The 24,443-nt window shown below is 52.4% G+C and carries 15 protein-coding genes; 6 read left to right on the plus strand and 9 right to left on the minus strand.

The window, feature by feature from the left end; genetic code table 11:
- Nucleotides 1-243: 243 nt before the first annotated feature.
- From HMPREF2954_RS01760 to grpE, 3 genes are all read right to left on the minus strand, one after another.
- Nucleotides 244-1,776, minus strand: coding sequence for a helicase HerA-like domain-containing protein (locus HMPREF2954_RS01760; protein ID WP_003776064.1), 1,533 nt, complete (start codon nt 1,774-1,776; stop codon nt 244-246).
- A gap of 176 nt (nt 1,777-1,952) precedes the next feature.
- Nucleotides 1,953-3,884, minus strand: a complete 1,932-nt coding sequence (gene dnaK / locus HMPREF2954_RS01765; protein WP_003768126.1) for a molecular chaperone DnaK — start codon at nt 3,882-3,884, stop codon at nt 1,953-1,955.
- 303 nt (nt 3,885-4,187) lie between these two features.
- Nucleotides 4,188-4,751 (minus strand): nucleotide exchange factor GrpE, encoded by a 564-nt coding sequence (gene grpE / locus HMPREF2954_RS01770; RefSeq protein WP_045072375.1) that lies wholly within the window; start codon nt 4,749-4,751, stop codon nt 4,188-4,190.
- A 171-nt stretch (nt 4,752-4,922) separates the two neighbouring features.
- Here grpE and cysE point away from each other — a divergent pair, with 171 nt between their 5' ends.
- Nucleotides 4,923-5,741, plus strand: a complete 819-nt coding sequence (cysE, locus tag HMPREF2954_RS01775) for a serine O-acetyltransferase (protein ID WP_003759048.1) — start codon at nt 4,923-4,925, stop codon at nt 5,739-5,741.
- A gap of 428 nt (nt 5,742-6,169) precedes the next feature.
- Here the strand turns inward: cysE and HMPREF2954_RS01780 are convergent, their stop codons facing one another.
- From HMPREF2954_RS01780 to pmbA, 4 genes are all read right to left on the minus strand, one after another.
- Nucleotides 6,170-6,781 carry a phosphatase domain-containing putative toxin gene (locus tag HMPREF2954_RS01780; protein WP_197067789.1) on the minus strand — a complete coding sequence of 204 codons (612 nt, stop codon included), beginning with the start codon at nt 6,779-6,781 and terminating at the stop codon, nt 6,170-6,172.
- An 83-nt stretch (nt 6,782-6,864) separates the two neighbouring features.
- The gene (gene dusA, locus HMPREF2954_RS01785) at nt 6,865-7,869 is read right to left on the minus strand and encodes a tRNA dihydrouridine(20/20a) synthase DusA (RefSeq protein WP_045074581.1); all 1,005 of its coding nucleotides are present in this window, start codon (nt 7,867-7,869) and stop codon (nt 6,865-6,867) included.
- Between the two features lie 123 nt (nt 7,870-7,992).
- Entirely contained in the window at nt 7,993-9,174 is a 1,182-nt protein-coding gene (locus HMPREF2954_RS01790) for a glycosyltransferase (protein WP_045074579.1), read from the minus strand.
- A gap of 86 nt (nt 9,175-9,260) precedes the next feature.
- Nucleotides 9,261-10,592 (minus strand): metalloprotease PmbA, encoded by a 1,332-nt coding sequence (gene pmbA / locus HMPREF2954_RS01795; RefSeq protein ID WP_045074577.1) that lies wholly within the window; start codon nt 10,590-10,592, stop codon nt 9,261-9,263.
- Between the two features lie 173 nt (nt 10,593-10,765).
- Here pmbA and yjgA point away from each other — a divergent pair, with 173 nt between their 5' ends.
- Nucleotides 10,766-11,296: a ribosome biogenesis factor YjgA gene (gene yjgA / locus HMPREF2954_RS01800; RefSeq protein WP_045074575.1), complete on the plus strand. Its 531-nt coding sequence runs from the start codon at nt 10,766-10,768 to the stop codon at nt 11,294-11,296.
- A 363-nt stretch (nt 11,297-11,659) separates the two neighbouring features.
- On the opposite strand, the gene putA is transcribed toward yjgA, so the two are convergent.
- Nucleotides 11,660-15,265 (minus strand): bifunctional proline dehydrogenase/L-glutamate gamma-semialdehyde dehydrogenase PutA, encoded by a 3,606-nt coding sequence (gene putA / locus HMPREF2954_RS01805; protein WP_045074573.1) that lies wholly within the window; start codon nt 15,263-15,265, stop codon nt 11,660-11,662.
- 276 nt (nt 15,266-15,541) lie between these two features.
- On the minus strand, nt 15,542-17,068 hold the full coding sequence (gene putP / locus HMPREF2954_RS01810) for a sodium/proline symporter PutP (RefSeq protein ID WP_045074571.1): 1,527 nt from the start codon (nt 17,066-17,068) through the stop codon (nt 15,542-15,544).
- A 522-nt stretch (nt 17,069-17,590) separates the two neighbouring features.
- Between putP and ubiB the strand changes: the two genes are divergently transcribed.
- The 4 genes from ubiB to tyrS all read left to right on the plus strand — a co-directional run bounded on the left by ubiB (nt 17,591) and on the right by tyrS (nt 24,352).
- Nucleotides 17,591-19,102: a ubiquinone biosynthesis regulatory protein kinase UbiB gene (gene ubiB / locus HMPREF2954_RS01815; RefSeq protein WP_045074569.1), complete on the plus strand. Its 1,512-nt coding sequence runs from the start codon at nt 17,591-17,593 to the stop codon at nt 19,100-19,102.
- A 570-nt stretch (nt 19,103-19,672) separates the two neighbouring features.
- The gene (gene ychF / locus HMPREF2954_RS01820) at nt 19,673-20,764 is read left to right on the plus strand and encodes a redox-regulated ATPase YchF (RefSeq protein WP_016687874.1); all 1,092 of its coding nucleotides are present in this window, start codon (nt 19,673-19,675) and stop codon (nt 20,762-20,764) included.
- A 357-nt stretch (nt 20,765-21,121) separates the two neighbouring features.
- Nucleotides 21,122-22,996, plus strand: a complete 1,875-nt coding sequence (locus HMPREF2954_RS01825) for an acyltransferase family protein (RefSeq protein WP_045074566.1) — start codon at nt 21,122-21,124, stop codon at nt 22,994-22,996.
- Between the two features lie 60 nt (nt 22,997-23,056).
- Entirely contained in the window at nt 23,057-24,352 is a 1,296-nt protein-coding gene (gene tyrS / locus HMPREF2954_RS01830; protein WP_045074564.1) for a tyrosine--tRNA ligase, read from the plus strand.
- The last annotated feature ends 91 nt before the right edge of the window (nt 24,353-24,443 follow it).

The raw sequence follows: 24,443 nt of genomic DNA on the forward strand, positions 1-24,443 counted from the left end.
TACTGTCCTATTTTGATTTTAATTGACTATAAATCCAGCATGTCATCAAATTCCCTCATCCCCGCGCAGGCGGGAATCCAGAACGTAAAGTTAAAGAAACCGTTTTACCCGATAAGTTTCTGTGCGGGCGGGCCTGGATTCCCGCCTGCGCGGGCATGATGGTATATTTTTTGAATTAATATAAAAGGTCGTCTGAAAACCGATTTTCAGGCTTTCAGACGACCTTTGCCTTCTTTTTACGCCTTATTTTTTAAACATATTTTTAATAATGCCCATCACGCTGCGGGAAATGGCGTTGGTCACTTGGCGGTTGATTTGGCTGCCGATAGCGTCGGCGACGTTGTAGCCCAAGCCCTGTCCTGACTTTTTACGTCCGCCGCTCAAGCCGCCGAGCAGTCCGCCGAGTATGCCGGGGTCGGCATTGGCGGCTTCTTTTTCAGCGGCTTTTTGCGCTTTTTCCTGCTCTTTTGCCGCTGCTGCCGCCTCTTTCTCCGCCGCAGCCTGACTGTCGGCTTCGGCTAAGGCTTCAAAGGCGGAATAGTTGTCCACCATGTCTTTATAGGTCGGATACAAATCATCGTTTTGGAACAAGCGGTTGCGCTCTTCGGCGGCAAGCGGGGTCAAGGAAGATTGCGGCGGCAGGACAAGCGCGCGTTCTACCGGTTCGGGCATACCTTTTTCATCAAGGAAGGAAACGAGTGCTTCGCCGACACCCAGTTCGGCAATCGCTTCGGCAACTTTGATATTCGGGTTGCTGCGGAAGGTTTCGGCAGCGGCCTTGACCGCTTTTTGGTCGCGCGGCGTGAATGCGCGCAAGGCGTGTTGCACGCGGTTGCCGAGCTGTCCGAGGATGGTGTCGGGCAAATCGAGCGGGTTTTGGGTCACGAAATACACGCCCACGCCTTTGGAACGGATCAGGCGCACGACTTGCTCAACTTGCTCCACCAGCGCATTGGCGGCGTTGTCGAACATCAAATGCGCTTCGTCGAAGAACATCACGAATTTCGGTTTGTCCAAATCGCCGACTTCGGGCAGGGTTTCAAACAATTCCGCCAACATCCACAACAAAAACGCGCTGTACATACGCGGCGAGCGCATCAGTTTTTCCGAATTAAGAACGTTGATGACACCTTTGCCGTTGTCGGTCTGCATCCAATCTTGCAGGTTGAGCGACGGCTCGCCGAAGAATTTTTCCGCACCTTCGTTCTCCAACGTCAAAAGCTGCCGCTGAATCGCGCCGATACTGGCGGCAGAGACGTTGCCGTATTGCGTGCGGTATTCCGAAGCGTGGTCGGAAACGTGTTTCAGCATACTGCGCAAGTCTTTCAAATCCAGAATGTGCCAGCCTTTGTCGTCGGCGACTTTGAACACAAGGTTCAACAAGCCTTCCTGCGTGTCGTTCAAATTCATCAAACGAGCCAGCAGCAGCGGGCCCATTTCAGAAACGGTTACGCGCACCGGAATGCCGGTTTCGCCGTAAACATCCCAAAAGCGCACGGGGAAACTTTGCAGCCATTGCTCGCCCAAGCCAAACTCGGCAATGCGTTCGCCCACCTTGCCGCTGGCAGCACCCGCTTGCGCGATGCCCGACAAATCGCCTTTGACGTCAACCAAAAATACGGGAACGCCCTCGCTGCTGAAGGCTTCCGCCATACGGCGCAGGGTCACGGTTTTACCCGTACCGGTCGCCCCGGCGATCAAGCCGTGGCGGTTTGCCATTTTGCCTTGGATTTCAAGTGTCTTATCGCCCGCGCGCGCGATGGGGAATGTCGTCATGAAGGTTTCCTTTGATTGGATGGTTTGAAAAATAAGGTTATTTTCTTATGTTTCCACACACAGGGCAACAGATAGGCAGAAGGTCGTCTGAAAAGTTTTCAGACGACCTTTTACTATAAATAATTCAAACAAAAAGCGCGAACCTTACGATTCGCGCTTTTTTCAGACGACCTCAATTATTTCTTGTCGTCTTTTACTTCTTCAAAGTCGGCATCTACTACGTCGTCGTCTTTCTTGGCTGAAGACGGCTCGGCTTGTGCGCTTTCGCCTGCTTGGGCTTCGGCTTGTGCCTGTGCGTAAACCATTTCGCCCAGTTTTTGGCTGGCTGTACCCAGCGCTTCGGCTTTGGCGTCGATGGCGGCTTTGTCGTCGCCTTTCACGGCTTCTTCGGCTTCTTTCAACGCAGCTTCGATTTTTTCTTTCTCGGCTGCGTCGAGTTTGTCGCCGTAGTCGGCCAAAGATTTTTTCACGGAGTGAATCAGGGCTTCGGCCTGGTTGCGGGAAGCGACCAATTCAGTCAGTTTTTTATCTTCCTCAGCATTGGCTTCGGCATCTTTCACCATGCGTTCGATTTCTTCTTCACTCAAACCTGAAGAACCTTGGATGGTGATGTTGGCGGCTTTGCCTGTGCCTTTGTCTTTGGCGGAAACGTGCAGGATGCCGTTGGCGTCAATGTCGAAGGTTACTTCGATTTGCGGCATGCCGCGCGGTGCGGGTGCGATGTCGCCCAAGTTGAACTGACCCAAAGATTTGTTGGCGGAAGCGCGTTCGCGTTCGCCTTGCAGTACATGGATGGTTACTGCGCTTTGGTTGTCTTCGGCGGTAGAGAACACTTGCGACGCTTTTGTCGGGATGGTGGTGTTCTTCTGAATCAGCTTGGTCATCACGCCGCCCATGGTTTCGATACCCAAAGACAGAGGGGTTACGTCCAGCAGCAATACGTCGCTGCGGCCGCCGCTCAATACTTCGCCTTGAATCGCTGCGCCTACGGCAACGGCTTCGTCAGGGTTCACGTCTTTGCGCGGCTCTTTGCCGAAGAAGTCTCTCACGGCTTCTTGTACTTTCGGCATACGGCTTTGACCGCCGACCAAAATCACGTCGTCGATGTCGCTGGTGCTCAAGCCGGCATCTTTCAATGCGGTGCGGCAAGGCTCGATAGAGCGGGCAATCAGGTCTTCAACCAGGCTCTCGAATTTGGCGCGGGTAATTTTCATTGCCAAGTGTTTCGGGCCGGTTGCGTCCATGGTGATGTACGGCAGGTTGATTTCGGTTTGCTGGCCGCTGGACAATTCGATTTTGGCTTTTTCGGCAGCCTCTTTCAGGCGTTGCAATGCCATCACGTCTTGTTTCAAATCAATGCCTTGGTCTTTTTTGAACTCGGCGATGATGTAGTCGATGAGGCGTTGGTCGAAGTCTTCACCACCCAAGAAGGTGTCGCCGTTGGTGGCCAATACTTCGAATTGTTTGTCGCCGTCGAGGTTGGCGATTTCGATGATGGAAATATCGAAGGTACCGCCGCCCAAGTCATATACGGCTACTTTGCGGTCTTTGTTGTCGCCTTTGTCCATACCGAATGCCAAAGCGGCTGCGGTCGGCTCGTTGATGATGCGTTTTACATCCAAACCGGCGATGCGGCCTGCGTCTTTGGTGGCTTGACGTTGGCTGTCGTTGAAGTAGGCCGGAACGGTAATTACGGCTTCGGTTACTTTTTCGCCCAAATAAGATTCGGCGGCTTCTTTCATTTTACGCAGGACTTCTGCGGAAACTTGCGGAGGAGACAGCTCTTTGCCTTGCGCTTTCACCCATGCGTCGCCGTTGTTGGCTTTGATGATTTCGAAAGGCATGGATTCGATGTCGCGTTGGACTTCTTTGTCTTCAAATTTATGACCGATCAAACGTTTTACAGCGTAGATGGTGTTTTTAGCGTTGGTTACGGCTTGGCGTTTGGCGGGTGCGCCGACGAGGACTTCGCCGCCGTCCAGATAAGCGACGACAGACGGCGTAGTGCGTGCGCCTTCTGCGTTTTCAATAACTTTGGTTTGACCGTTTTCAGAGATGGATACACAAGAGTTGGTTGTACCTAAGTCGATACCGATTACTTTTGCCATATTGATGTTGCTCCTAAAAAGATTTTTCTAAATTAATAATTGTGTGGAACATTTTGTTCCGTTGACCTGTAAATAAGGTTGCCCGATATTTTTTCAAGGGTTTTGTTGAAATTTTTTTTATATAAAATTCAAAAAGCTAAACTATTTATCCACAGGATGGTATTTTGTTTTTCAGACGACCTTGTCTTTCTTTTCTGATTGGGCATCATCGGAATGATTTTCCAAAAGTGGGATTGGAGCTTGAGGGACGGGGAAGGGTCGTCTGAAAATTTTATGCTTGATAAACTTTATCAAGCGGTGCCTTCAGGATTCTTGTTTCGCCACGACAACCATTGCGGGACGTAATACGCGGTCGGACAGGGTGTAGCCTTTTTTCATGACGCTGACGATGGTGTTCGGCTCTTGCTCGCTGACGACCGCCTGCATCGCTTGATGTTGGTGCGGGTCGAGTTTGTCGCCGGGCTGCGGGTTGATTTCTTTGATGTGCGTGGCGTCAAACGCTTTTTGCAATTCGTTCAGCGTCATTTGCACGCCCATTTTCAGCGCGTCGAAATTGCCGCTTTGGTCGAGCAGCGCCATTTCGAGATAGTCTTTGACCGGCAGCATTTCGGCGGCGAATTTTTGTCCGGCGAATTTGTGCGTATCCGCGATTTCCTGTTGATGGCGGCGGCGCAGGTTTTGCTCGTTCGCCAAACCGCGCAGTTCGCTGTCTTTCAACTGTCCTTCCAACTCGGCGATACGCGCCTGCAATTCTTCGTAAGTCGGCGGTTCGGCAGCTTCGGGTTGTTCGGTATTGGGGTTTTGGGCGGCTTCTGCGTTTACCGTCTCTTCGGCTTCGTGTTGATATTGTTCGTGATGTTCGCTCATTTCGTGCATCCTTTGGAATGGTTTGAATCGAATGCTACTTTATATAAGGTCGTCTGAAAAAACTTCAAGCACACGGAAACCATCATAAGCATATTCCGCAATGCGCTATCGCAAATCGTTGATAAAAGGTAAGATACACCGATACCATCCTATTTTCAGACGACCCCCGACATGAAAAAAGACCACCTGAACACAACCGATTTCAACCTCTGGCATACCATCCGCGAAGAAACCGCAGCCGCAGCCGCAGCCGAGCCGATGCTGGCGAGCTTTTTGCACCAAACCGTATTGCGCCACGATTCGCTCGATTCCGTCCTTGCCTACCACCTTTCCAGCAAACTCGGCAGCCCGATTATGGACGTGCGCGCCCTGTTTGAAATCTACCAGCAGGCATTGGGCAGCGACGCGCGCATCAGCAATTGCGTCGAAGCCGATTTGAAAGCCATTTACGAACGCGACCCCGCGTGCGACGAATATTCGCTGCCGCTCTTGTATTTCAAAGGTTTCCACGCCATTCAGGCGCACCGCATCAACCACTGGCTCTATCAAAACGGCCGAAAAACGCTGGCGTATTTCCTGCAAAATCGTATGTCGGAAGTCTTCGGCGTCGATATTCACCCCGCCGCCCGTTTCGGTCATGGGCTGATGCTCGACCACGCCACCGGTTTCGTTGCCGGCGAAACCGCCGTGTTGGGCAACAATATTTCCATCCTGCACGGCGTAACGCTCGGCGGCTCGGGCAAGGAAGGCGGCGACCGCCATCCGAAAATCGGCGACGGCGTGATGATCGGCGCGAACGCTTCGATATTGGGCAACATCCGCATCGGCGACAATTCCAAAATCGGCGCAGGCAGCGTGGTCGTTGCGGACGTACCGTCGTCAATCACCGTCGTCGGCGTGCCTGCCAAACCGGTGGGGCGTTCGGTCAAAACCCCATCGGCGGACATGGACCAGAGTTTGCAGGGTACGGCGATGGATTTTGTGATTTGAACTGAATCGCCTGATAAGGCCGCAGATATAGTGGATTAACTTTAAACCAGTACGGCGTTGCCTCGCTTTAGCTCAAAGAGAACGATTCTCTAAGGTGCTGAGGCACCAAGTGAATCGGTTCCGTACTATATGTACTGTCTGCGGCTTCGTCGGTCTTGTCCTGATTTAAATTTAATCCACTATATTAAAAGGTCGTCTGAAAACCTGATGGATAAGGTTTTCAGACGACCTTTTTATATACGGCTGACACGCTTATTTTTTTGATACGACGCCCGCTGTTAACCGCCATTCCTCATAGGATTGAATCTAATTTTGAATTGAAGATTTCCGATGGATTCCCGTCTGAGCGGGAATAATGCACCAATAAATATGTTGTCTCTAAAAATCAGCTTGGCAGCCAGAGTCGGTATTGGATGTATAAGTCAGCGTTATTGCCCCGATACTGCATTCCGTTCGTTGCTGCGCAGGCGTTCCAAATGGTTTTTGACTTCCTGTACTTTTGCTTCGGTAAACAGGTTGGCGATATTTTTCCAAATGCTGTGATAACCGTAGGGACCGTGCTGCATTTCGGCTTTTGCCTCTTCAATCTGCCAGCCTTGGTAAAGGATGCGGTACATTCCGGCAATCAGCCCCGTCCTGTCCGCACCGTGGTAGCAATGGATGAGGACTGCGCCGTTTTGTTGCTGTTTTTCAATCAGGTACAGGATTTCGGCGATGTCTTTAGGTTTGACGTTCCACGACAGCAGCGGGCGGTTGATGATGTTGATGCCGTATTGCTTGAGATAGTCGTCGTCATTGCGGTCGAAAAAGCGCAGATTGACGACGCTTTTGATACCCTGCTGTGAAATGGTTTCGCCGTCCTCGGGGACGGGCTGTTCGCTGCGGTAGAGTTTGTCGTCGATACGGTAAAGGTTGGCATCTTGCTTGACGGATACTGCCCAAAGTCGGGTATTCATGGTTCGTGTTTCTTGAGTGGACGAGGCTTGGCAGGCGGCAAGCAGGAAGGCTGAGAAGATAATCGGTATGGTTCGTTTCATCATAGGGATGGATTCAAAAGGTAAAAAGGTCATCTGAAAAAGGAATCTGTTTTCAGACGACGTGTTTGATGTTTGAGAAAATCGCTTTATTCCCATACGTTCGCCCGCTCGACCTCTTTCCACGCGTCGAGAATCAGGCTGCCGTCGTTGTCTTTCAACAGCGTCGCGTCGGAAAGCATACGCCGCCAGGTGCGGGCGTTTTTCAGGCCGTGCATCAGCCCGAGGCTGTGGCGGACGATGTGGCGCAAGATTGTGTCGCGTCCGGCTTGGATTTGGGCTTGACTGTATGTGTAGAGGCGCTGCACCAAATCGGCGTATTCAATCAGGCTGCGGGTATCGCCGTAAAACAGCCTGTCCCATTCGTGCATGACCATCGGGTTGTGATACGCCTCGCGTCCGACCATTACGCCGTCAACGTGTTGCAGGTGTCCGGCGATTGCTTCGTTGGTGGTGATGCCGCCGTTGATGATGATTTCCAGATCGGGAAACTCTTTTTTCAAGCGGTAAACGTAATCGTATTTCAACGGCGGAACGTCGCGGTTTTCTTTGGGGGAGAGTCCGTCCAGCCATGCGTTGCGGGCGTGGACGATGAAGGTTTTGCAAGCGGTTTTGTCGCGCAGCGTGCCGACGAAATCGGCGACGGTTTGGTATTCGGTCTGCCTGTCGACGCCGATGCGGTGTTTGACGGTAACGGGGATTTTGACCGCGTCCTGCATGGCGTTGAGGCAGTCGGCAACCAGCATGACTTCGTTCATCAGACACGCGCCGAACGAGCCTTTCTGCACGCGCGGGCTGGGGCAGCCGCAGTTGAGGTTGACCTCGTTGTAGCCGTATTCTTCGGCGGCTTTGGCCGCTTTCGCCAAATCGGACGGGGCGCTGCCGCCCAGTTGCAGGGCGACGGGCTGCTCGCCTTCGTTGAACATCAAAAAGCGGTCTTTATCGCCATAAACGATGGCACCGGAATTGACCATTTCGCTGTAAAGCCATGTGTTGCGGGTAATTTGGCGGGCGAGGTAGCGGTAGTGGCGGTCTGTCCAGTCGAGCATGGGGGCGACGGAAAGGCGGCGGGACGGGAGGTTGGTTTGAGACATTATGTAGTGTGTAAACAGTGTTTCAGACGACCTTTGTTCTTGAAGGTCGTCTGAAAAGGAAACGGATTAAACGGATGCCAAGACGGCGGAAAACTGATGCTCCAGTTGGCTTTATAGCAAAGCTTAAGGTTGCTTTTGCTTTTCTCCGACGATTTGTTCAAATGTGCGGATTAAGCTTGAAGCGATAACCTCCTCGCTAAACTCCGCCAAACAATCTCGACGCAGTTTTTCATGATCGAAGCGTCCGCGATTTTCATACATTTCAATCAATGCATCGGCAAGCGCGGGGATATTTTCGGTCGGCACCAAAATACCGTTCTCGGGCGTAACGATAGATTGCGGACCGCCGCACATGGTGGCGATGACGGGCAAGCCCTGAGACAACGCTTCAATAAACACGACCCCGAAGGTTTCCGTGCGGCTGGCAAGGACGAAAGCGTCACTTTGGCGCATCAAATCTAATACTTCGTCCGTAGTGAGCGCGCCGAGGAAGCTGACGGCATGCGTAATGCCCAACTCTTGTGCCAAACGGCGCAAATTGGCGGCTTCCACGCCGTCCCCGCCGATTTTCAATTTGAGGAAAGGATATTTTTCCAATGCTTTCGCAAAGGCCGGCAGCAGGAGGTCATGCCCTTTCAGATGGCGCAGATGCGAAACGGTACAGAAGGTGTAGTCTTGGTTTCCTTTATCGGGAAACGTGAAATCCCGTGCGAAATTGTCGCCCAGTACGTTGGGCAGGTATTCCCATTCCAAACCGTATTTTTCCTTCAGCAGGCGGCTGAAATCGCGGCTGACGGCAAAACGCGCGGCACTATGTTCGGCAGCGAGGCGCATGATCGGCCATTGGTGAGGCCGTATGAGGTTGCGGGTAATGGTGCTACTGTGTTCGGTAATGACGTAGGGAATACCGTAAGTCTTATAAATTTCGTAAGCGAGGATGCCCGCGTAGTTCATGGAGTGTGCATGAACAATATCGGGGCGGCCGTTTTCACGCACATACCGCGCAAATGCCTTCATCCCCGCGCGCACCCAGCGGATGCGGTCCAAATCAATAACAGGAAAACGGGGGAAAAAATACATACTGTCGTAAGCGTAGGTATTCAACCCGCCCTGATTGTGTTTCCGGATGCCGTACGGACCGGTAAAAATAGATTTGGTATGGACGCGCAAATAGCGGAACATCGGCGCAATCACCCCGACTTTCAAACCTTTTCGCTGCAAGGCTTGTGCTTGAAGACGGAAAAAGATTCCGTCCACATCGGTTTCAGTTTTGGGATACCAAGAAGGAATAACGGCAACGTGCATGAAAAAACTTTCGTAATAATCAATCTGAGGTCGTCTGAAAAAACATTCGCCGTTTTTAGACGACCTTTTTAATAACCGGGTAAAACCTACTCCCCCGCCACGGTCATGCTCTCGATCAGCACCGAACCGATTTTGTTGGAAGAGCGGCGCAGCGCGTCGTTGGCAGTGCCGACGATGCCGAGGTACATATCCTGCAAGCGGCCGGCGATGGTGATTTCTTGGACGGGGTGGCTGATGATGCCGTTTTCCACCCAAAAACCTGCCGCGCCGCGCGAGTAGTCGCCCGTGATGGTGTTCACGCCCTGCCCCATCAGTTCGGTAACCAACAATCCTGTACCCATTTCTTTTAGCAAATCGGACTGCGTTTCGTGCGTATGGTGCAAATAAAGGTTGTGCGCGCCGCCGGCGTTGCCCGTGGTCTGCATACCGAGTTTTCTCGCGCTGTAACTGCTGAGAAAATAACCTTCGACAATGCCGTCGCGGATGACGAAACGCGGCTGCGTGGCGACGCCTTCGGAGTCGAAATAAGTGCTGCCGAAGGCGCGGGGAATGTGCGGTTCTTCGCGCAGGCTGAGGAAATCGGGCAGGACTTTTCTGCCTATGCTGTCAATCAGGAAACTGCTTTGGCGGTAGAGCGCGCCGCCGCTGAGTGCGCCGACGAGGTGTCCGATAAGCCCGCCTGCGACGGTGGTATCGAAGAGGATGGGATAGCTGCCTGTCGGGATGCTGCGGCTGTTCAGACGACGTAAGGTGCGCTCGGCGGCGGTTTTGCCGATTTGCTCGGGGCTGTCCATGTCTTGATGGCGGCAGGCGGCATCGTACCAGTAGTCGCGCTGCATGCCGTTTTCGTCGGCTGCGACGATGCTGCACGAAATGCTGTGGCGCGTGCCTTGTTGGTGGGCGGTAAAACCGTGGGTGTTGCCGTAAACGTATTGGTAATGTCCGGTCTGAACGCCTGCGCCTTCGGAATTTTCGATGCGTTCATCCGCGCTCAGGGCGGCTTGTTCGCATTGTTTTGCCAACTCGATGGCGGCTTCCGTGCTTAAATCCCATTCGTGGTAACGGTCGAGGTCGCCGACGTGTTGCGCCATCAGTGAAGCCTCTGCCAGACCTGCGCAATCGTCTTCGGCGGTGTAGCGGGCGATGTCAATGGCGGCTTTGACGGTGTCTTGCAAGGCTTTTTCGGAGAAGTCGGCGGTGCTGGCGCGGCCTTTGCGTTTGCCGACGTACACGGTAATATCCAGCGATTTATCCTGCTGGAACTCGATTTGTTCGATTTCGCCCAGCCGTACGCTGACGCTTTGTCCGATGGATTCGCTAAAGTCGGCTTCGGCAGCCGCCGCGCCCATGTTTTTTGCCAAATCCAAGGCGTGTCCGCATAAGCCGGTCAGCTCGGAGGCGGTGTGGTTAAACAGCATAAAAGGTTTCCTGACAGAGGTTTGCGGCATTTTAACCGTTTTCAGACGACCTCGGCAAAAATACCGCCGCCGGAAACAAAAGGTCGTCTGAAAACGCCGTTTCGACAGGGCGTTGACGTGAAACCTGCCCGAACGTGCTAAAATACCCGAAACAAAATTAAAGGTTTATCAAAATGTTTGAAAACGAAGAAGAATGGGTCAGCAAAACCCAAATGAAAAAGCAGATGAACGATTTGCAGGCTTTGGGCATGGAGTTGACCAAACTCTCGACCGATACGCTGAAAAAAATCGGCTTGGACGAAGACTTGTACGAAGCCGTCGTTACCTACAAAAAAATCACGTCCAACGGCGCGCTCAAACGCCAAAGCCAATTCATCGGCAGGCTCATGCGCGACACCGACCCCGCGCCCATCGAAGCCTTCCTCGCCAAACTGCGCGGCGAAAATACCGCCCACAACGCCTTCTTGCAACGCGTCGAACAAGCCCGCACGCGCCTCTTGGCGGACGACAACGCAATCACCCAATTCATGGCGGACTTCCCTCATGCCGACGCAGGCAAATTACGCACCTTAATCCGCAACACGAAAAAAGAGCAGGAACAAAACAAACCGCCGAAAAACTTCCGCGCCCTCTTCCAAGAAATCAAATCCGTCATGGAAGGCAGTCAGAGCGATTCGGAAGAAACGCAGGACTGGGAAGAATAAATATCGGGGTCGTCTGAAAACGGGTTTGGGGTTTCAGACGACCTGTTTTCATACTTCCGGATAAACTTTATCATCAGCCCATAAAAGTCGTCTGAAACCGCCGTTGCCGTCATTCCTGCGCAGGCGGGAATCCGGGTCTCTGCATTGCGGAAATATCTCAAAGCTGCTGCAACTTCAAATTTCCGAATTCCCAGCCGTACGGAAATAACGACGGTAGGTTAACCATCAATACCTGACGGAAAAACAATATCTGCCTGCTTATTTTAATTTACAGAAAAAGGTCGTCTGAAAACGGACTTAGCGGGTTTTGCTAACGTTTTCAGACGACCTTTGTTCAAACGCTCTGGCGTTTATTCAGTCCTTTTAGTCAGAAACGGCCATCAGGCTGGCGTTGCCGCCGGCGGCTGTGGTATTGACGCTGCAAGAAATTTCTTCAAACACTTGCAGGATGTCCAAGCCTTGTTCGGACGGGAGGATGCGGATGAGTGCGCCGTCGCGTTTTGCCAGCTCTTGCTTGCGGCTGCTGTCCAGCGGGCTTAGGGCGGCGACGTGGTGCACGCCTGTGCTTTCAGGTTTGCTGTTGACTTGCAACAGGCCTTCGAGGTCGGCGGTGTAAGAGGCAAGCGGGCTGTCGGGTTCGACGACGGTTACGATGCCTGCGGCGGCAAGTTCGGTCAGGGCGCAGAAGGCTTGCAGGAGGCTGCCGCCGTGTACCCAGATGCGTTTGGGCGCGCGCCAGCTCATGGCGTTGCGTTCGCCGGTCGGGCCGACCAAGACGGATTCTGCTTGGCGCAGGGTGCGGATGCGGGCGTGTCCCAATGCTGATGCCGCTGCTTTTTTCTCTTCCGCATTAAACGGCAGCTTGTGAATCAGGGCTTCAAGGCGTTTGAGCGCGGCTTCGTCCGCTTGTCCGATGCGGCTCAACGGCGGGGCAACCCATTCGGGGATGCGGGTCAGTTTTTGCAGATAGAACGAACCGCCTGCTTTCGGGCCTGTACCTGACATACCGTGTCCGCCGAACGGTTGTACGCCGACGACGGCGCCGACGATGTTGCGGTTGACGTAAACGTTACCCGCTTCGATGCGTTCGCGGATGCGTTTGACCGTACCTTCGATACGGCTGTGTACGCCGCTGGTGAGCGCGTAACCTTTGCTGTTGATTTGGTCGATGATTTGGTCAAGTTCGTCGGCACGGTAGCGGACAACGTGCAGGACGGGACCGAAGACTTCGCGGGTGAGTTCGTTCAAGTTGTTGAGTTCGAACAAAATCGGCAGCACGAAAGTGGATTTCGCAGGATCAACATCGGAGGCGGCTTTGACTTCGTGGTAAGACTTGGCAACGCCTTTCATTTTGTTGATGTGCGATTGCAGGTTTTGCTGCGCTTCGGCATCGATGACGGGGCCTACGTCGGTGGTGAGCTGAACGGGTTTGCCGACGACCAATTCGTCCATCGCGCCTTTGATGATGGCGAGCATCTTGTCGGCAACATCTTCTTGAACGCAAAGGATACGCAGGGCGGAGCAGCGTTGTCCCGCGCTGTCGAAGGCGGAGTTGAGCACATCCAAGCAAACTTGCTCGGGCAGCGCGGTAGAATCGACAATCATGGCGTTTTGACCGCCGGTTTCGGCAATCAATACGGGGCTGTCGTCGCGTTTGGCAAGGGCTTTGTTAATCAGTTGCGCCACTTCGGTCGATCCGGTGAAAATCACGCCGCCAATACGCGGGTCGCCTGTCAGCGCTGCGCCGACATCGCCTGCGCCGAGCACAAGTTGCAAGGCGGAAGTCGGGATGCCTGCTTCGTGCATCAGGGAAACGGCGTAGCTGGCAATCAGGCTGGTTTGTTCGGCAGGTTTGGCGATGACGGTGTTGCCTGCCGCCAATGCGGAAACGACTTCGCCGGTAAAGATGGCGAGCGGGAAGTTCCACGGGCTGATGGCGACGATGGCGCCGACGGCTTTGGCGTCTTTGGGCAGGGTGTTTTCGGCTTCGCCTGCGTAGTAGCGGCAGAAATCGACGGCTTCGCGCACTTCGGCGACGGCGTTGTTCAGCGTTTTACCCGCTTCGCGCACGGCAAGCATCATCAGCGCGGGGGTGTGCTGTTCCAGCAAATCGGCAAAGCGGCGCAGGCATTCGGCGCGCTCGGCGGCTGGCGTCGCGCTCCATTCAGGAAACGCGGCAACGGCTGAACCGACGGCTTCTTGGGCAAGCGCGGCATCGGCAAAGCTGACTGTGCCGACGATGTCGTCGTGGTCGGCGGGGTTTTTAATCGGTTGCGCTTCGCCGACATCGCGGGCTTTACCGTTGATAATGGATGCGGCGTGGAAGTCTTGCGCGGCGGCGCGGTTGAGTTTTTCTTGAAGCTGTTGCAACACGGTTTCGTTGCTGAAATCGACGCCTTGGGAATTCAGACGACCCCTGCCGTACAAATCGCGCGGCAGCGGCAAGGCGTTGTGCAGGTGGATGCCTTGTTCGGCGATGGTGTCGAACGGGCTGCGGATCAGCGTGTCGATGCTGATGTTTTCATCGACGATTTGGTTGACAAATGACGAGTTCGCGCCGTTTTCCAACAGGCGGCGCACCAAGTAGGCGAGCAGGGTTTCGTGCGTACCGACCGGGGCGTACACGCGCACACGGCGGCCTAAGTTTTGCGGGCCGACCACTTGGTCGTACAAGGTTTCGCCCATGCCGTGCAGGCATTGGTGTTCAAAGTCTTTGCCTTTGCCCATTTGGTAAATCGCGCCCAAGGTGTAGGCGTTGTGGGTGGCGAATTGCGGGAACACTGCGTCTTGCGCGTCCAGCAGTTTGCGCGCGCAGGCGAGGTAGGAAATGTCGGTATGGACTTTGCGGGTGTAGGTCGGATAGCCGTCCAGACCGTCCACTTGCGCCCATTTGATTTCGCTGTCCCAGTACGCGCCTTTAACGAGGCGGATCATCAGTTTTTGATTGTTGCGGCGGGCAAGGTCAATCAGATAGTCGATGACGAAGGGGCAGCGTTTTTGATATGCCTGAACGACAAAGCCGATGCCTTTGTAACCCGCCAAATCGGGGTCGGAAACGAGTGCTTCCATCAAATCCAAAGACAGCTCCAAACGGTTGGCTTCTTCGGCGTCGATATTGATACCGATATCGTATTTTTTACCCAAAAGGAACAGCTCTTTCAGACGAGGCAAGAGTTCGCTCATCACGCGTTCGTGTTGGGCGCGCGAGTAGCGCGGATGGATGGCGGAAAGTTTGACGGAAATGCCGTTGCCTTCGTAAACGCCTTGTCCGGCGGCATCTTTGCCGATGGCGTGAATGGCTTGAACGTAGTCGTTGTAATAGCGGTCGGCATCTTCTTGGGTGTAGGCGGCTTCGCCCAACATATCGAAGGAGAAGCGGTAGCCCATTTTTTCGCGCTCTTTGCCGTTTTGCAGTGCTTCTTCAATGGTTTGTCCAGTAACAAACTGCTTGCCCAACAGGCGCATGGCGTAGTTCACGCCTTGGCGGATCAGGGGTGCGCCGCCTTTGCTGACGAGGCGGTTCAGAGCCGAACCCATCTGCTTGTCGCTCGGCGCGGTCAGTTTGCCGGTAATCAGCAAGCCCCATGCGGCGGCGTTGACGAACAGGGACGGGCTGTTGTTCAAATGGCTTTTCCAGTTGCCTTCGGAAATTTTGTCGGCAATCAGGCGGTCGCGCGTCGCATTGTCGGGAATGCGCAGCAAAGCTTCCGCCAGACACATCAGCGCAATGCCTTCTTCGCTGGAGAGCGAAAACTCGTGCATCAGCGCATCCACCCCGCTGGCTTTGGTGCGGCTGGCACGAACCTGCGTAACCAAACGGCGCGCGAGTTCGGACGCCGCCCGACGCTCCTCGTCGCTCATCTGGGCGCGTTGCAGCATATCCTGAACGGCTTCGATTTCGTCGCGGCGGTAAGCATCGGTAATCGCTTGGCGCAGTGGCGTTTGTGTCGGAAAAGCAAAGTCAAACATTTTAAGGTTCTCCAAAGTTTTTATGATGATTTTCAGACGACCCCATCCCTTTTCGAGGTCGTCTGAAAAGATTTAAAGCATATAGATAATATCTTAATAAATTTATAAGGGCCGGACAAGCAATTTATCTCAAAAACAGGATTTTTTGCTTTGATAAAAAGCAGATAAAGTCCAAAGAGTGCATTATCCGCATGAGCATCAATATAAAAATAAAACCTGCCTTCCCGTATAAAAATTCAGACGACCTGCGGTCAACGGCAGGTCGTCTGAAAACACTTATTTCGCCTCGCGGTATTCTGTATCCGCTTTTTCAAAACGTTCTTGGATTTCACGAGACGGCTCTTTGTCGGTCAGTGAAACCAGAATAGCGATAATCAAGCAGGCGATAAAGCCGGGGACGATTTCGTACATAGTCCAAATACCGGTTTCATGTGCAGCCAAAGCCGGTTTTTTGACCCACTCCGCCCACGCCACCACAGTCAGCGCGCCGGCAATCATGCCCGACAAAGCGCCGTATGCCGTGATGCGTTTCCACAATACCGACAGAATCACAATCGGACCGAACGCCGCGCCGAAACCTGCCCACGCATAAGACACCAAGCCCAAAACTTTACTTTCGGGGTCGGACGCAATCAGGATGGAGATCACAGCAATCGCCAACACCATCAGACGACCCACCCACACCAGCTCTTTTTGCGGCGCATTTTTACGCAAAAAGCCTTTGTAGAAGTCTTCGGTAATCGCGCTGGAGCAAACCAAAAGCTGGCAAGACAAAGTGGACATGACCGCCGCCAAAATCGCGCTCAAAATAATGCCTGCAATCCAAGGGTTGAACAATAAAGTAGAAAGCGCGATGAAGATACGTTCGTGGTTGCCCTTCATGGAAGCGGTTTGGTCGGGGTTTGCACCAAAATACGCAATGCCGAAATAGCCGACCGCCACTGCGCCTGCCAGACACAACACCATCCAAGTCATACCGATGCGGCGTGCAGACACCAGTGATTTCGCGCTTTCAGCCGCCATAAAGCGCGCCAAAATGTGCGGCTGACCGAAATAGCCCAAGCCCCATGCGGCGGTGGAAATAATGCCGATGACGGTCGTACCGGCAAACAGACTGCCGTATTCCTTGCCTGTACTTGCGGCAACATTTTGAATTGCGGCAGACATTTGGTCTGCACCGCCCAGACCCAAATAGACCATTACCGGCGTCAAAATCAGCGCAAAAATCATCAAAGAAGCTTGCAGCGTATCTGTCCAGCTTACCGCCAAAAAGCCGCCCAAGAAGGTATAGGCAATGGTTGCACCCGCACCCAGCCACATTGCCTGATTGTAAGTCATGCCTTCAAACAGGCTTTGGAACAAAGTTGCACCCGCCACAATGCCCGAGGCGCAATAAATCGTGAAGAAAAACAGAATAATCAGCGCGGAAACCACTTTCATCAAATGTCCGCCCGCGCCGAAGCGGTGGAAGAAATAATCAGGCAGCGTCAGCGCATTGTTGGCATATTCGGTATGTACGCGCAGACGGCCCGCCACCAAAAGCCAGTTGAAATACGCGCCGATCACCAAACCGATGGCAATCCAAGCCTCATTCAAACCGCTCAAATAAATCGCGCCGGGCAGACCCATTAAAAGCCAGCCCGACATATCGGACGCACCCGCCGACATCGCCGTAACAAACGGACCCAAGCTGCGCCCGCCCAAAATATAATCATCGAAATTGCGCGTGGAGAAATACGCGGCCAGACCAATCAAGAGAACGGCAATCAGATAGATTGCAAAAGTGATATACATGGGATTCATGTACTATTCCTCATCTAAAACTTCAAAATCACGGGCTGATGAAATTGCAGGCAATCCACGCCCAAACATTTTTCTAATTAAAATACAGCGGAAATTCTCGCGTTTTTACGGATACGCGGAACAAATCATTTTCAATTACAACAAGATAAGTAAAAAAATCCTATTGATTTGTAAATAATCCAATCCAGCATACCGTAAAAATTCCCACTTGCAAAGGCAGCGCAAACAGGTTCACCGCACAATGCGGACACGCCAATCAAAATACCATGTAAAACAAAATATTATGAAAATCTATTAAAAAATCTTGTTTTCAAACCTTGAAACTATCTTTCCTAATACCAAAACAATCCGCACAATTTTTCAGTAGTTAAACAACACCCAAAACGGACCAACCCAAATTCCGCCTTAAAACCACCTTGCTTCATTTTCAGACGACATTTTCAAAAACCAGCCCGCCAACGGCCTGCCGTTTCCTATATAATTCCCGCATTACCGACTGTCGCGCAATATCAATATATCCTCATGAAACGGCTCAAACGCATCAAAACCATCCTCCGCACGCTTTACCTCTACCGCCTCGCCGAGCTGTTTGCCGCGCTTGTCCGTCCGGGCTGGGCGCGGACGCTGTTGAAAATGCTGCCGCAGTCGTCTGAATTTGAAAACGAACCGCCGGCAGTGCGCCTGCGCCTTGCCTTAGAAAGCTTAGGGCCGATTTTCATCAAATTCGGACAGGTTCTGTCTACGCGCCCCGATTTGATTCCGCATGATTACGCGGTCGAACTGGCAAAGCTGCAAGACAAAGTCCCGCCGTTTGACGCGCAGCTTTCACGCTTGCAAATCGAAAAATCGCTGGGGCAATCCATCGAAACGCTGTACGCGGAATTTGAAACCGAACCCGTCGCCAGCGCGTCCATCGCCCAAGTACACAAAGCCCGCCTGCATTCGGGCGAACAAGTGGCGGTCAAAGTCTTGCGCCCCAACCTTTTGCCCGTTATCGAACAAGATTTGTCGCTGATGCGTTTCGGCGCGGCTTGGGTCGAGCGTCTGTTTGCCGACGGCAAGCGTTTGAAACCGCGCGAAGTGGTGGCGGAATTCGACAAATATCTGCATGACGAGTTGGATTTAATGCGCGAAGCCGCCAATGCCAGCCAGCTCGGCCGCAACTTTCAAAACAGCGATATGCTGATTGTGCCCAAGGTGTTTTACGACTACTGCACCAGCGACGTACTGACCATCGAATGGATGGACGGCACGCCCGTATCGGAAATCGCCAAACTCAAAGCTGACGGCATCGATTTGCACAAACTTGCCGATTACGGCGTGGAAATCTTCTTCACGCAAGTCTTCCGCGACGGCTTTTTCCACGCGGATATGCACCCCGGCAATATTCTGGTCGCCGCCGACAACCGCTACATCGCTCTTGATTTCGGCATCGTCGGCACGTTGACCGACTACGACAAGCGCTATCTCGCCATCAACTTCCTCGCCTTTTTCAACCGCGATTACCACCGCGTTGCCACCGCACACATCGAATCGGGCTGGGTACCCGCCGACACGCGCGCGGAAGAATTGGAAGCTGCCGTCCGCGCCGTGTGCGAACCGGTGTTCAACAAACCGATTTCGCAAATCTCCTTCGGTTTGGTGCTGATGCGCCTGTTTGAAGTCAGCCGCCGCTTCAATGTCGAAATCCAACCGCAGCTTGTGTTGTTGCAAAAAACGCTGCTCAACATCGAAGGCTTGGGACGGCAGCTTGATCCCGATTTGGACTTGTGGAAAACTGCCAAACCGTTTTTGGTGAAATGGATGAACGAACAGGTCGGCCCCAAAGCCCTTTGGCGCAACCTCAAAAACGAAGCCCCCGACTGGGCGCAAATCATCCCTTCCCTGCCGCGCAAAATCAATGCGCTGGTTGACGAAAACCGCCAGCAGGAAATGCGCGATGCCTATATCCATTTGGTCAAAGTACAGCAGCGGCAAAGCATGTGGCTGGGCGTGATTGCGATTGTGTTGCTGCTGATTTTGCTGTTTGATTAAAAATCCATATACACAAAAGGTCGTCTGAAAACGAAGTGGTGGTTTTATAAAAACCCGCCACTCTTGTTTTCAGACGACCTTTTTATTATGGATTTAAATAAAACGCCTGCCGAAACCGTAGCGTAGGCTTTACCTACGAAAATCAGGATATTTTGTCCATCGCCCAAAAACAGAATAGACCGATATGTTTCTCGTGGGCAAAGCCCACGCTACTTTTCTACTCGTTACCAAGGTCGTCTGAAATCACGGATTGCAGCCAGGCAAGCCCGTTATACCCGTTTTCAGACGACCTTCTATTGCGAGTTTGAAAACAATACCCGCCGCAGCCGTAGCGTGGGCTTTGCCCACGAAAATCAGGATATTTTGCCACTCGCCCCAAGCAAAATAGACCGATATATTTCTCGCAGGCAACGCCCACGCTACCTTGTCCCTTCATCATCGAGGTCGTCTGAAAACGCCAACCGTTCCCACCGCATAAAAACGCGCTTTTCAAACGACCTTTACAGTTTTTGAGTCATTCCCCGATATGCTATAATCCGCCGTTAAACTTTTATCTTTTCAGGAAAAACCATGAGCTTGAAATGCGGCATCGTCGGCCTACCCAACGTCGGCAAATCCACCCTCTTTAACGCGCTAACCCAATCGGGCATCGAAGCGGCGAACTATCCCTTCTGCACCATCGAACCCAACGTCGGCATCGTCGAAGTACCCGACCCGCGCATGGCGGAGTTGGCGAAAATCGTCAACCCGCAAAAAATGCAGCCCGCCATCGTCGAGTTCGTCGACATCGCCGGCTTGGTTGCGGGCGCGAGCAAAGGCGAAGGCTTGGGCAACCAGTTCCTCGCCAACATCCGCGAAACCGACGCCATCGTCAACGTCGTGCGCTGCTTTGACGACGACAACATCGTCCACGTCGCAGGCAAAGTCGATCCGATTGCCGACATCGAAACCATCGGCACCGAGTTAGCCCTTGCCGACCTCGCCAGCGTCGAAAAAGCCATCGTCCGCGAAGAAAAACGCGCCCGCTCAGGCGACAAAGACGCGCAAAAACTGGTCGAGCTGTGCAAAAAACTGCTGCCGCATCTGGACGAAGGCAAACCCGTCCGTTCTTTCGGTTTGGACGCTGAAGAACTCGCCATGCTCAAACCGCTGTTCCTGTTGACCGCCAAGCCTGCCATGTATGTCGGCAACGTTGCCGAAGACGGTTTTGAAAACAATCCGCACCTCGACCGCCTGAAAGAGTTGGCAGAAAAAGAAAACGCGCCCGTCGTTGCCGTTTGCGCCGCGATGGAGAGCGAAATCGCCGAGTTGGAAGACGACGAAAAAGCCGAATTCCTTGCCGAAATGGGCTTGGAAGAGCCCGGCCTCAACCGCCTGATCCGTGCGGGCTACGACCTCTTGGGCCTGCAAACCTACTTCACCGCCGGCGTCAAAGAAGTCCGCGCCTGGACCATCCACAAAGGCGACACCGCCCCGCAAGCCGCCGGCGTCATCCACACCGACTTCGAACGCGGCTTCATCCGCGCCCAAGTTATTTCCTACGACGACTTTGTCTCACTCGGCGGCGAAGCCAAAGCCAAAGAAGCCGGCAAAATGCGCGTAGAAGGCAAGGAATATGTCGTGCAGGACGGGGATGTGATGCACTTCCTGTTTAACGTATAAACCCAATGCAACAGGTTTTCAGACGACCTCCCGATACTTTTTGAGTCGGGCAAGGTCGTCTGAAACCTGTTCTGAACAATTATTCGGGTTCACCTTGCCATGGAAATGGAAGCGTATAAAAACTCAAACCCGATTAAGCCCTATCTCATTAATTATAAAAATAAAATATTAAGCCCACATCTTAAAACTATCACCTGAGTTTTCAATCTAACTACCCAATCAAACCGACACTATCAACAATTATTCTAAAGCAGCCCACCCATACACCCTACACCCGATTTGAACAACCAGTAACCCTTATAAAATTATCTTTCAGACGACCTCTGCATTGCCGGCTCTATTTAAAGTAAAAATATTATGAGTAAAGTCTTATCTTACCGTCCTGACATTGATACATTGCGCGCCATGGCCGTCTTATCCGTCGTAGCTTTCCATATCGAAAAGAACTGGTTGCCGGGCGGTTTTCTCGGTGTCGATATTTTCTTCGTGATTTCAGGCTTTTTGATTACGATGATTATCCATCGTGAAATGAGTCAGGGAATTTTCTCTTTTAAAACGTTTTATATCCGCCGCATCAAACGGATTCTGCCTGCATTTTTTGCCGTATTAATCGCAACGCTGATAGGCGGCTTTCTTTTATTCACCAAAGATGATTTCTTTCTTTTGTGGAAATCCTCACTGGCTGCTTTGGGTTTCGCATCCAATCTGTATTTCGCAAAAGGACAAGGCTATTTCGATCCGGCACAGGAAGAAAAGCCTCTGCTCCATATCTGGTCTTTATCGGTCGAAGAACAATACTACTTTGTCTTTCCGATATTGCTACTGCTCGTCGTCCGCAAAAGCTGGCGCGTTCAGTTTGGCTTTCTCATCGCGTTATGTGTGTTAAGCCTTGCCGCTTCCTTTATGCCTTCTTCACTGGATAAATATTACCTCCCCCATCTGCGTGCCTGCGAAATGCTGGTCGGGTCGTTAACCGCCGTATGGATGCAATATCAACAACAGCAGAAACTTTCTATCGGCAAACAATATGCTGCCGCAGGTACTTTATTTTCCGTCTGCATACTGTTTGTCTGTCTGTTTGCCTACACGGAACAAACCGCTTATTTTCCGGGCCCTGCCGCTTTGATTCCTTGCCTGGCTTCGGCAGCACTGATTTATTTCAATCATTTCGACCACCCGCTTAAAAAATTTTTCCAATGGAAAATCACCGTTGCCATAGGCTTGATTTCCTATTCACTTTATCTGTGGCATTGGCCTATATTGGCCTTTATGCGCTATATCGGTCCGGACAACCTGCCTCCTTATTCAACAGCGGCAGCGATCGTCCTGATGGTGGTACTTTCCTTGATTTCTTATTTCTGCATAGAAAAACCGTTTAAAAATTGGAAAGGCTCGTTTGTACAATCTGCCTCGTGGATTTATGCCCTCCCCATGCTGATTTTGGCCGTAGGCTCTTTTTTCGCGATGAAGCTGCCGTTTATGGCGCAATATGACCGTATGGGATTGGCACGCTCCTACACTTCCTGTCATAACAATACCGACAAACAATGCCTTTGGGGAGATACGGAAAAACAGCCGGAATTGCTGATTTTGGGCGACTCTCACGCCGACCAATACAAAACATTCTTTGACGCCGTGGGCAAAAAAGAAAAATGGTCTGCAACCATGGTTTCTGCCGACAGTTGCGCCTATGTAGAAGGCTACTCAGCCCGAGTGTTCAAACAAAATGCCTCCTGCCGCGCCTTTTATCAGTATGCACAAGAGCATCTGCCTCGATATTCAAAAGTGCTTTTGGCCATGCGCTGGGGCAACCAAATGCCGGAAAACAGCAATTCTATTTCTTATGATGCTGATTTCTTTCAAAAATTCGACACCATGCTGCAAACACTATCTTCTGAGAAACAAATTGTTTACCTCATGACGGACAACCAAACCTTGTCTTACAATGCCCTGCGCGCCTATATGCTGTCCTCCCGTATACCGGGTTATCGCCAAAACCTGTATTCAAACGATGAAGCGACCACGAAAGGCAATCTCCGTATTAGGGAACTGGCAGCCAAATATCCTAATGTCCATATCATTGATGCCGCCGCCTACATCCCGGAAAACTTTAAAATCAATGAATTGCCGGTTTACTCGGATAAAGACCATATCAACCCTTACGGCGGAATAGAATTGGCCAAGCGTTTTTCCGAAAAGCATAAACTCCTCGATACGCACCATAGCCATTGATCCGATTAAATTTGTTACAATTAGCGGTTTGCAAAACCGCTAATTTTTTGAAAGATACCGATGAGCGTCATCCAAGACCTACAATCGCGCGGCCTTATCGCGCAAACTACCGACATCGAAGCCTTAGACGCTTTGTTAAACGAACAAAAAATCGCCCTCTACTGCGGTTTCGACCCGACCGCCGACAGTCTGCATATCGGCCACTTGTTGCCCGTGTTGGCATTGCGCCGTTTCCAACAGGCGGGTCATACGCCGATTGCTTTGGTGGGCGGCGCAACCGGTATGATCGGCGACCCCAGCTTCAAAGCGGTGGAGCGCAGCTTGAATTCCGCCGAAACCGTTGCCGGCTGGGTAGAAAGCATCCGCAACCAACTGAAACCGTTTTTGAGCTTTGAAGGCGAAAACGCCGCCATTATGGCGAACAACGCCGACTGGTTCGGCAGCATGAACTGCCTCGACTTCCTGCGCGACATCGGCAAGCATTTCTCCGTAAACGCCATGCTGAACAAGGAATCTGTCAAACAGCGTATCGAGCGCGACGATGTGGGTATTTCCTTCACCGAATTCGCCTATTCCCTGCTGCAAGGCTACGACTTTGCCGAATTGAACAAACGCCATGGCGCGGTTTTGGAAATCGGCGGTTCCGACCAATGGGGCAACATCACCGCCGGTATCGACCTGACACGTCGTCTGAACCAAAAACAAGTATTCGGCCTGACCCTGCCGCTGGTCACCAAATCCGACGGCACCAAATTCGGCAAAACCGAAGGCGGCGCAGTATGGCTGAACGCGAAGAAAACCTCGCCGTATCAGTTCTACCAATTCTGGCTGAAAGTTGCCGATGCCGATGTGTATAAATTCTTGAAATACTTCACCTTCCTGTCTATCGAAGAAATCGACGCCATCGAAGCGAAAGACCAAGCCAGCGGCACCAAGCCCGAAGCGCAACGCATCCTCGCCGAAGAAATGACCCGCCTGATTCACGGCGAAGCCGCCCTGCAAGCCGCGCAGCGTATTTCCGAAAGCTTGTTTGCCGAAGACCAAAGCAGCCTGACGGAAAGCGACTTCGAACAGCTCGCCCTCGACGGTCTGCCCGCATTTGAAGTTTCAGACGGCCTCAACGTCGTCGAAGCCTTGGTTAAAACCGGCTTGGCCTCGTCCAACAAAGAAGCGCGCGGTTTTGTGAACAGCAAAGCGGTATTGCTCAACGGACAAGCCGCCGAATCGAACAACCCGAACCACGCCGCCGAACGCCCCGACGATGCCTATCTGCTGACCGACGCGCACAAACGCTTCGGCAAATACACCATCGTACGGCGCGGCAAACGCAACCACGCGCTCTTGGTTTGGAAATAAGCCTTAAATGACAAAGGTCGTCTGAAAACGCTTTTCAGACGACCTCTTCACTAAAAATATCTTTATAGACAAAGTCCACACTATATTGTGG

The sequence above is a fragment of the Neisseria sp. HMSC067H09 genome (genome assembly GCF_001814135.1).
Lineage (GTDB): Bacteria > Pseudomonadota > Gammaproteobacteria > Burkholderiales > Neisseriaceae > Neisseria.